Annotated in this window: 11 protein-coding genes; all 11 read left to right on the top strand. The window is 51.5% G+C overall.

Annotated elements, in window-relative coordinates; translation table 11 throughout:
• The coding region (locus tag P1P89_20385; GenBank protein ID MDF1593874.1) for a helix-turn-helix domain-containing protein at positions 1-239 on the top strand (239 nt) is incomplete at its 5' end.
• A 100-nt stretch (positions 240-339) separates the two neighbouring features.
• Positions 340-711, top strand: coding sequence for a hypothetical protein (locus P1P89_20380; GenBank protein ID MDF1593873.1), 372 nt, complete (start codon positions 340-342; stop codon positions 709-711).
• A gap of 108 nt (positions 712-819) precedes the next feature.
• Positions 820-1,803, top strand: a complete 984-nt coding sequence (gene arsS, locus P1P89_20375) for an arsenosugar biosynthesis radical SAM protein ArsS (protein MDF1593872.1) — start codon at positions 820-822, stop codon at positions 1,801-1,803.
• Positions 1,804-2,341: 538 nt separating this feature from the next.
• Entirely contained in the window at positions 2,342-3,199 is an 858-nt protein-coding gene (locus P1P89_20370) for a DUF547 domain-containing protein (protein ID MDF1593871.1), read from the top strand.
• A gap of 31 nt (positions 3,200-3,230) precedes the next feature.
• Positions 3,231-3,893, top strand: coding sequence for a hypothetical protein (locus tag P1P89_20365; protein MDF1593870.1), 663 nt, complete (start codon positions 3,231-3,233; stop codon positions 3,891-3,893).
• Positions 3,894-3,912: 19 nt separating this feature from the next.
• Positions 3,913-5,520: a glucose-6-phosphate isomerase gene (locus P1P89_20360; GenBank protein MDF1593869.1), complete on the top strand. Its 1,608-nt coding sequence runs from the start codon at positions 3,913-3,915 to the stop codon at positions 5,518-5,520.
• Positions 5,521-5,563: 43 nt separating this feature from the next.
• Complete coding sequence (gene tkt / locus P1P89_20355; protein MDF1593868.1) at positions 5,564-7,612, top strand: transketolase; 2,049 nt, start codon at positions 5,564-5,566, stop codon at positions 7,610-7,612.
• Between the two features lie 16 nt (positions 7,613-7,628).
• Complete coding sequence (gene zwf, locus P1P89_20350; protein ID MDF1593867.1) at positions 7,629-9,194, top strand: glucose-6-phosphate dehydrogenase; 1,566 nt, start codon at positions 7,629-7,631, stop codon at positions 9,192-9,194.
• 66 nt (positions 9,195-9,260) lie between these two features.
• Positions 9,261-10,235, top strand: a complete 975-nt coding sequence (tal, locus tag P1P89_20345; protein ID MDF1593866.1) for a transaldolase — start codon at positions 9,261-9,263, stop codon at positions 10,233-10,235.
• 31 nt (positions 10,236-10,266) lie between these two features.
• Positions 10,267-10,407 carry a hypothetical protein gene (locus tag P1P89_20340; protein MDF1593865.1) on the top strand — a complete coding sequence of 47 codons (141 nt, stop codon included), beginning with the start codon at positions 10,267-10,269 and terminating at the stop codon, positions 10,405-10,407.
• Between the two features lie 18 nt (positions 10,408-10,425).
• Entirely contained in the window at positions 10,426-10,587 is a 162-nt protein-coding gene (locus tag P1P89_20335) for a carboxymuconolactone decarboxylase family protein (GenBank protein ID MDF1593864.1), read from the top strand.
• Positions 10,588-10,673 lie beyond the last annotated feature (86 nt).

Below are 10,673 nucleotides of genomic sequence, written 5' to 3'. Positions count from 1 at the left end.
AACGGCTTGCCAAGACCATCGTCAACCTGCTCGAAGATTTCGCGGTTCCGCATGGGGATGGGTATCTCCTGAAAATGAAACTCACCCATCAGGATTTTGCAGACCTGATCGCCTCCACCAGGGAGACCGTGACCGTAACCCTCAATAAAATGAAAAATGATGACCTGATCGAGGCGGAAGGCCGGTTCCTGGTGATTCCCGACCTGGAACGATTGCGCAGGGTTGGCGAAATCGCCTGATATACCCCTCGTATAGCACAAGGCATAATTTTGTGCGAGCAGACAAGCTGCTCAATTTAGCTATAACTCAACGCAAGGAGATGTACATCATGAAGAAAAAATGGTTATTCTGGCAACAGCGCTGGTAACAGCAGGAACGCTCTCCCTCGCTTATGCGGCAAACATCGAAAAAGGCAAGGCCCTGTTCGAAAGCCCGGCCCTTGGCGGCGGCACCACCGGCAAGAGCTGCAATACCTGCCACGCCAACGGCAAAAGTCTTGGCGGTGACCTGTTCGATCGCAAAAAACTGACCATCATGGGTATGGGAAAAAACAATGTCGAGGAAATGGTTAACGTCTGCATCGAAAAACCACTGGGTGGAATTGCCATTGACCCTCAAGGCGAAGAGATGCAGGACCTGATCGCCTACATGAAAACTCTGGGTTCCAAACAGGCAAAGAAAAAATCAAAGAAGAAACACGAGGGTTGCTGATACTTTGGAATGCTAGCATCGCTCCAGAAGCGTTCCTGTAAATTTCGCACGAACGATTCTGGTTTAACTTTAATATACAGCCAGGTCTGCCTGGCAGGAATAAAAGACATGGACGATCTATTATTGGAGTGCGATAGCAAAGGGTCGATGGCGATCAATGATTTCTCCAGAATATTGGCAACAATTGGCAGATTGCCCGTCACAGCCGAAGGAATCGATACCCTGCAGGTTAATCTCGGTCGACGCTGCAACCTTGCCTGCAAGCACTGCCATGTGCAGGCCGGGCCATCACGGACTGAAATGATGGCAAGAGCCGATATTGAATCTGTTATCGATGCCCTTGAAAAATCACCGATAAAAATTCTTGATCTCACAGGCGGCGCGCCTGAATTGCATCCCGCTTTTCGCTTCCTGGTCACTGCCGCAAAAGCCATGGGGCGCCATGTCATGGCCCGCAGCAACCTAACCATTTTTTTCGAGGCGGATCAGGCCTACCTTCCCGCTTTCTACAGAGAAAACAAAGTGGAGATTATCGCGTCCCTTCCATATTTCCGTATCGCCAACGTCGATGCGGTTCGGGGCAAAGGCGTCTTCGAGCGGTGCATAAAAGCGCTGCAAATTCTAAATGAGCATGGCTATGGACAAGAGGACAGTGGTTTGAAAATCCATATTGTTCATAATCCGCATGGTGCATTTCTGCCTTCTTCCCAGGAGTCTCTGGAAGCTCAATACCGTAAGGAACTGCAGAAAAATTTCGGGGTTCGGTTCAATAGCCTTTATACCCTGGCAAACATGCCTTTGGGCCGTTTCAAGGATTTTCTTGTTACAACGGGCGGCTATGAGACCTACCTGGAGAAATTGCGGCAGGCCTTCAACCCAGCAACGCTTGACGGCATCATGTGCCGGCGGCTGGTGAGTGTCGGCTGGGACGGCGTTCTTTCCGACTGCGATTTTAATCTGGTCGTTGGACTGCCAGTGGACGACGGTTGTCCAAGGCACATACGGGATTTTGATTATGAGGTCCTCTCGCGGCGGAAGATCGTGTTAAGCGAGCACTGTTTCGGATGCACCGCCGGCCAGGGATCCACCTGAACGGGTGCTGTCGCAGGCGGTTCGCCTGCATAAAATCAGGAGGATGCAACAAAGCCATTTCATTTTTGGGATTTCACCGGAGAACTGAAAATCTATAACGAAGGAGAAAAGCTGAGAATCGTACGAAAACTGAGTGGGGCATTCACAGGCGGTGCTTTAGGTGGCTTAGCGGACAGCATCAATATCTGGGTTCTTTCCCACATAGGGATTACCGGGATGCTGGGAGTCACCATGAAACCGGAATTCACTCCCTCATGGCTTTACCAGCGCATGGTTTGGAGTGGGATATGGATGTTACTGTTGCTGCTTCCCTTATGGCAAAAACGAATTGTGTTGCGGGGGTGAGTTTTCAGCTTGCTGCCATCCTCAATGATGCTCTTTATGGTTTTTCCAGATATGGGAAAGGGAATTCTCGGACTGGGTTTTGGAACAGTAACTCCCGTGGTAGTAATAGCTCTTAATTTTGTCTACGGAATCATCGCGGCATTTTGGTAGGCTTTACCGTGCAAAACGATTAACATTAATCATTGGGAATGTGATGAAGAATATCAACCCTTCACCAGTTATATCCAGACATCTTCCGCTGTCTGTTTTTCCGGTTCTTCTTGCAATATTCTGGCTTTCCTGCGTCAACGCCGCACCATCCCCAGATCTCTGGCCGCGCTGGCAGGAACAGGCGTCAGACAGCACAACCACCGTCGACCATCGTTCCTGGGACTTGGTACTGAAAAAGTATCTGGTCACCGACCATCCTTCCGGGATTAACCTGTTTCGTTATGGAGACGTCTCGCAGGAGGACGAGAAAAAGCTTACGGAATATCTTGAATATCTGCAGCAGGTCGAGGTTTCCTCACTGAACAGAAAGGAGCAATTTGCCTACTGGATAAACCTGTACAATGCTCTCACCATACAGGTCATCCTGGACCACTATCCGGTAAAAAGCATCATGGACATCGACATATCGCCCGGCTTTTTCAGCAATGGCCCGTGGGATGCCAAGTTGCTCACCATCAAAGGAGAAAAGGTCAGCTTGAACGATATCGAGCACCGCATCCTGCGGCCGATCTTCAAGGACAACCGTATCCATTATGCTGTGAACTGCGCGAGCATTGGCTGCCCGAACCTGCAGCCCGTGGCCTTTACCGCCGCCAACACGGAAGAGCTGCTACAGGCCGGCGCCAAGGCGTATGTCAACAGCCCCAGGGGGGCGCGGATGGTTAATGGCAAATTGATCGTTTCCAGTATTTACAAGTGGTTCCGAGTGGATTTCGGTGGTTCCGAGGAGAGCGTGGTCCAGCACTTGCGGCAATACGCGGAAGAAGACCTGGACGAGTCCCTGCGGACATACAGCAAGGGGTTGCTCGATGACTACGACTGGAATTTGAACGAGCCGTAGCCATAACTTGCCTTACCTGACAGGAATGAAAATGAATAAAGCAATCATCTGTATCGACCGGGACGGAACACTTATCCATGATTCAAGAGAACACCTCTTTCTGGGCAGTGATAATAATTGGCCTGAGAAAGTAAAGATCCTTCCAAATGCCATTGAGGGAGTACGCCGGCTCAACACCATTGCCGGGGCCGGAATCTACATGATCACCAATCAGCCTGGCGTTGCCATCAGCGATTTCGCCCTGCTGACCGAGGGAAGGGCCCGTGAGGTCTGCCGGTTCGTGGTTGAAATGTTCAAAGACAGTGGAGCCCGCCTTGACGGTTACTTTCTCTGCCCTCACGCCACCCCGAAATATGTCAGCCGGAAACCGGGCACAAATTTCCATCCTCATCTGGTCCATGATTGCCATTGCCTGAAACCCGGCCTCGGCATGGTTTTCAATGCCTTGAAAGCCGAAGGGATAACGCCTGAAAATGCCGATATCTATGTCATTGGTGATCGGGCAAGCGATATAAGAACCGCTCTCAAGATTGATGGAACAGGTATACTCATTCCTTTCGTCAATGAGCCAGGTGAACTTGCCAAAATAAAATTGCTGGGAAAACAGGGACAAATTTATGTCGCCGAAACCATGTTTACCGCAGCCGAATATATTGTTTCCCAGGTAGGGAAGAAATCCGCATCGCATGTATAAAAACCGTGAGGAATGGAAAATGGCCTATTATAGGAGCATCACATCTCATCCTGCTTATGAAAAACTCCGGAAGCTGGCTGAAACACCTTTTTGCCTGAACCGCCCGGGAGCGCTGACCCGTGAACGGCTTCTTTCCTATGCCTGCCAAATTGGAGAGTTCAAACTCCTGTACGGGGCCCAGCGGGTGAATACGGGCGTGCTGAACGCCTTGCAGGAATTAGCGAATGAAAGCCAGGTTGTGCGTCAATTCAAGGAAATGAAGCAAGGCAAGGTAATCAACCGGATCGAGGGCTACGAAAGCGAAGAACGTATGGTCTTACACTCTGCCGCCCGTGACATCTTCGGAACCCCGGCTCATCCCGAGGCGACTGCCCAGGCCAAGACGGAGCTTGACAAGCTGCAAGCATTTCTAGGGGACCTTGAAAGCGGGCGTATCGTCAATAAAGCAGGAGAAAGCTTTACCAATATGGTGATGATCGGTATAGGCGGTTCGGACCTGGGGCCCCGCGCCCTGTATCTGGCCCTGGCAGCCTATAGGATTCAGGAGAGGTCTGTGCAGTTTATTTCCAATGTCGATCCCGATGACGCGACCTGTGTCTTGGGCAACCTGGACCTGAGCCGCACCTTGGTCAACGTGGTTTCGAAAAGCGGCACCACCCTTGAAACTCTGACGAATGAAGAGCTGGTCAGGGCAGCTTTCATCGCGACCGGTCTTGATCCCAACAAACATTTTATCGCAGTCACCGGCAAAGATAGTCCCATGGACAATCCATCCCGATATCTCCACTCTTTTTACATGTTTGACTATATCGGCGGCCGTTATAGCGCGACCTCAATGGTCGGAGCAGTGATGTTGGGTTTTGCACTGGGTTACGAGGCTTTAGTTGAAATCTTGCGCGGCGCCAATGATATTGACTGGGCGGCAGAAGAGGCTGATATCCGGCAAAACATCCCCCTGCTGATGGCCCTGCTCGGTATCTGGAACCATACTTTCTTAGGGCATGAAACAGTAGCTGTTCTTCCATACAGCCAGGCACTGATTCGTTTTACCGCCCATCTGCAACAATGCGACATGGAAAGCAACGGCAAATCTATTGACCGCCAGGGCAACCCGCTCACCGTGCAGAGCGGCCCCATTATCTGGGGAGAACCGGGCACCAACGGCCAGCACGCCTTTTATCAACTTCTCCACCAGGGCACAACCATCGTGCCGGTTGAGTTTATCGGCTTTCGTCACAATCAATATCAGCAAGACATCATCATTAAAAAGACCACGTCTCAGGACAAACTGCTGGCCAACCTGCTAGCCCAATCGTTGGCCATGGCCACCGGCCGAGATCATGAGAACCCCAATAAACGTTTTGCCGGCAACAGACCCAACAGCATCCTGCTGGCCGATCGGCTGACCCCGTATATCATGGGGGCGCTGCTGGCTATTTATGAGACCAAGATCGTCATGCAGGGCTTTATCTGGGATGTCAATTCCTTTGATCAGGAAGGCGTCCAGCTTGGCAAGGAATTGGCCGGGGAGATCCTGAGTCACATGGCCCGGCGACGCACGGATAAGGATCATCTTGGAGCTGATGATGATCTGGGGTGGGGCATAGTGGCGGCGGCGGAACTGTGAGCCGAAATGTGGATAATTGAGAGGTGCGTAAAGTAAAAAAAACATTGATGAACTGAGCATCAATACATTGAGGATGCTTTCTCTGGATATGGTAGAAAATACAAGGTCAGGGCATCCCGGCCTGCCTCTGGGCGGGGCCGCTATGGTGTATGCGCTGTATTCACGAATTATGCATCATAACCCCCTGAACCCGAAATGGCTCAATCGGAACAGGTTTTTGCTGTCCGCCGGGCATGGTTCCGCACTTTTGTATTCGGTCCTACATCTTTTCGGATATGGCTTGACACTTGAAGACTTAAAAAAGTTCAGACAAGCCGGCAGCATTACCCCAGACCATCCGGAGTACGGCATGACCCCCGGGGCGGAGGCTACCACCGGGCCGCTCGGGCAGGGGTTTGCCATGGGGGTTGGCATGGCGATCGCGGAAAAGGCTCTTGCTGACAGCTACAATACCGAGGAGATTAATATAGTCGATCACTATACCTATGCGTTTGTATCAGACGGGGATCTGATGGAAGGACTCACCTCTGAAGCGGCATCTCTGGCCGGAACTTTAAAGCTGGGCAAACTTATCTACCTCTACGATAGCAATCATATTTCACTTCAGGAACCCACAAAGGTGGCCTTTACCGAAGATGTACAGCAACGTTTCGACGCCTACGGCTGGCATACCTTGCGGTTTGATGACGGCAACGATATTGCGAAACTGACGGAAGCGATGAAGCAGGCACAAAACACTACCGACAAGCCCAGCCTTATTCTGGCGCGGACCCATATCGGTTTTGGCTTGCCAAAACAAGATACCGCCGCTGCCCACGGTGAACCGCTTGGTGAAGAAGCTCTTAAGGGAACCAAAGAGTTTTTCGATTGGCCTTCTGAAAAAAGCTTTTACATCCCAAAGGAAGTCGCCTGGCATTTTGAGCGACTGCAGGAAGAGGGAAAGCGAAAAGGGGCGGAGTGGAAGAAACTGTTTGCAGAATATAGACAAAAATCACCAGAACTGGCCGAGCAGTATGAACAGGATCAGGCTGGAAAAATCAAGGAGAAGCTATGGGCCGGATTGCCGGTTTTTCCAGTGAACGAGAAGCCAATAGCGACCCGAAGCTCGTCCGGCAAGATCATACAGGTCATCGCGGAGCACATGCCTGGATGTATCGAAGGTTCGGCCGATCTTAATCCCTCGACCGAGACCTACCTTTCCGGCCAGGGTGATTTCGGGGCAACGGATCACGCTGCCCGGAAAATTCACTACGGGGTCAGGGAACACGCCATGGGCGCCATCACCAACGGGATTGCCCTGCATGGCGGCTTGATAACATACTCGGTTACCTTCTTTGCCTTTTTCAATTATATAAAGCCTGCCATAAGGCTTGCCGCTCTGATGAACGCGCATGCCATTTTTGTCTTTACCCATGACAGTATCGGTTTTGGAGAGGACGGCCCCACCCATCAGTCGGTGGAGCCACTTATCTCGGCCCGGGCAGTACCGAACCTGACGGGCATCCGGCCTGCGGACGCCAACGAAACCGCAGCGGCCTGGTACATGGCAATTGCCAGAAAAAATCCCACGGTGCTGGTTCTCACCCGGCAGAACCTGCCGATATTCGACGCGAAAAAACACGGAACGTTTGCAGGTGTTTCAAAAGGAGCGGATACGCTGTTCGACTGTGCGGAAATCCCTGACCTGCTTCTTATTGACACAGGGTCGGGAGTTCACCTTGCCGTTGAGGCGTATAAGCAACTTGCCAAACAAGGGATAAAGGCCAGGGCCGTCTCAATGCCGTCCATCGAAATTTTCAATGAACAGGATGATGCCTATAAGATGTCCGTGATTCCTCCTACCGTTAAAAAAAGTTTGGTTATTGAGGCGGGGTCTTCTGTCGGGTGGTGGAAATTGGCTGGCGATGGCGGCGATGTAATCGGCGTAGATACGTTCGGGGAATCCGGGCCGGGAAAAATCGTTTTTGAACGGCATGGTTTCACGGTGGAGAACATTGTGGCGAGAGCGTTACAGTTGTTGGGTGATAACCCTGCCGGCAGCGATGAAAACGTCCTCGGGCTCTTCATCCATTACGAGGAGACAGCGGGTTGATATCGAGAGGTTTGCAATGGAAATCAAGTTGAGTTCAGAGATCAGTGAGGCCGGTGCCGAATCCTGCGAAATCGTTGCTGGAGGCCCCTGCGGTTATGTGATCTTCGGCGCTTCTGGCGACCTTACCCACCGGAAGTTGCTACCGGCCGTTTTTTCTCTGTTCAGGACAAAAAGGGTGCCGGAGGAGTTTTTTGTCGTCGGGTTTGCCCGATCCAAAATGGACGACACTGCATTCAGGCTGAGGGTAAAGGCTTCACTCCGGCAGGCGCATGGAAACATCCCGGAATCCGAAGTCGAATCTTTTGCCATGAGGTGTTTCTATGTCGCCGGAGAGTATGACTTGGATGACGGGTATAAGCAGTTGCAAAGGGTAGCCGAAGAGCTTGTCCAAAAATACAACACCGGCGGTAATTTCGTATTCCATCTGGCCACGCCGCCTGGCCTTTATGCAACCATCGTCTCCGGCCTTGCCAGGGACAAGCTGGTCAGAAAATATCAGAACAACGCTCCGTATCACCGGGTGATCGTTGAAAAACCATTTGGTCGTGATTTTGACAGCGCCAATTCCCTGAACAGCGAGCTTCTGCAACATCTTTCCGAAGACCAGATATATCGGATAGACCACTATTTGGGCAAGGAGACCGTTCAGAATATTCTGATGTTCAGGTTCGCAAACCGGTTTTTCGAGCCCGCATGGAACAGCCAACATATCGATCATGTGCAGATCACCGTTGCAGAGCAGCTCGGGGTGGAACACCGAGCGGGTTATTTTGAACAGGCTGGTCTGCTCAGGGATATGTTCCAGAACCACATGCTGCAGCTGGCGGCGCTGTTAGGCATGGAACCGCCGGTTGATTTTTCATCTGACAGTGTGCGGGATGAAAAGGTCAAATTCATGAAATCGATCCGACCGTTTGACATGGGAAACCTGGGATCACAACTCCTTCGAGGACAATATGACGCTGGGGAAGTCTCCGGCCAGAAAATCGTGGCCTATCGAGAAGAGGACGGCGTTGCTCCCACGTCTTGTACCGAAACCTATTTTGCCATGAAGCTCCTGGTGGATAACTGGCGCTGGAAAGATGTGCCGTTTTATTTCCACGCAGGCAAACGGCTTACCAAAAAACTGACCAGGATTGCGGTTGTCTTTAAAAAGGTTCCTCACGGTATGTCAGGCGGAAGTCAATCCGGGCAGCCGGTGCCTTCTCCCAATGCGCTCGTTTTCGATATCCAGCCGCAACAGGGCGTCTCACTTCTCTTTCAAGCGAAAGTGCCGGGAGCGAAAATGTGTCTGGCTCCACTCAGGATGGAATTGGATTACCGGGAGACATTCGGCGCGAAAATGGATGAAGATTATTCCACCCTTATCCTGGATTGTATTCTTGGCAAGCAGACGCTGTACTGGCGAAAAGACGGGGTGGAAACGTCCTGGAGGCTGTTGACGCCGGTATTACAGAAGTGGGAGGAGGCGAGTCAGGCAGAGAAAGACCGTATACTGAAAGGGTATGCGGCGGGAACCTGGGGTCCGTCGGCAGCCAACCGATTTATCGAGCAGGACGGTAGAGCGTGGTTGGTCTCATGATCCTGTTTGCCGACAGGAGAGGATGATAAACAACGCATTTCGGCGGGTTCGGAAATGGAGGAGACGATGAGCAAATTAGAGCAATTGAAAACAATGACCACCGTGGTTGCCGATACCGGAGACTTCGATTCAATCACGGCATATCGACCTACTGACGCGACCACCAACCCGTCGCTTGTCTATGCTGCCGCCCAGTTACCGCAGTATCAAAAACTAGTTGATGAAGCGGTGGCGTTCGGGAGCACCAAGGCAGACACAACAGATGCCCGCACGGTCCTTATCCTGGATCGCCTGGCCGTACTTTTTGGCCGAGAAATTCTCTCCATCGTACCAGGGCGAGTGTCAACGGAAGTGGATGCGCGGCTGTCTTTCAATACCGAAGGAAGCATCCGTAAAGCCAACGAACTGATAGACATGTATGCCGAGATTGGCATTGACCGTGAGCGCATTCTTATCAAGCTGGCCTCTACCTGGGAAGGAATTAGAACCGCGGAATTCCTTGAAAAGCAGGGTATACACTGCAATTTGACGCTGATGTTCAGCTTCGCCCAGGCAATCGCCTGCGCTGAAGCTGGGGTAACCCTAATTTCTCCTTTCGTTGGCCGGGTTACCGACTGGTATAAAGCTAAAGAAGGCATTGATGCCTATGCCCCAGACGATGACCCGGGGGTGCAATCGGTGCGGAAGATTTATAACTATTACAAATATCATGGCTATGAAACCCGGATTATGGGGGCGAGTTTCAGAAATACCGATCAGATTCTGGCCCTTGCCGGCTGCGACCTGTTGACCATTTCCCCCACACTGCTCGCCGAACTGGAAAATATGGAAGGCACCGTGGTCCGCAAACTTGACCCTGTTCAGGCAAAAGCGCTGGAAATGAAAAAATATGCTCTCTCGGAAAAGGATATGCGATGGATGCACAATGAAGATCCCATGGCGGTGGAAAAACTTGCCGAGGGTGTTCGTAATTTCACCAAAGATCTGCGTAAGCTGGAAGAAAATGTCCATGAAAGATTAATAACGTACCGAAATAAATAATGATCGTTACATCCAAAGAGAGAAACATTGTATGAGCGCACTATTATCCGAAGAAGATGCCACCGGAAAATCAAAGCAGATTTACGAAGAGATTCAGCAGGCGTTCGGCATGGTGCCGAATTTTTTCAAGGCCCAGGCTGCGGTGGACCCGGAATGGCTGGGACTCAACTGACAGCGTGAGAAGGAAATCATGCTGGATAAAGGCGGGCTGGACCGCAAGACCAAAGGACTCATCGCCATGGCCGTCTCTCTGGTTAACGGCTGTGACTACTGCTCACTGGCCCACGGAAGTGTGGCGTTGATGAGTGGGGCCAGACAGGATGAAATAAACGACACCAAGAAGGTGATTTAGCTGTTCATGAGCTTCAACGCCATTGCCGATTCGCTGCGCGTTCCCTGCGATATCCTGCAACCGGCGGCGCAAAATAATACTCCTGG

The organism is Desulfobacterales bacterium (assembly GCA_029211065.1).
Taxonomy (GTDB): Bacteria; Desulfobacterota; Desulfobacteria; order Desulfobacterales; family JARGFK01; genus JARGFK01.
Note: the sequence above shows the minus strand (reverse complement) of the source record. Positions and strands in the feature narration are given on the sequence as shown.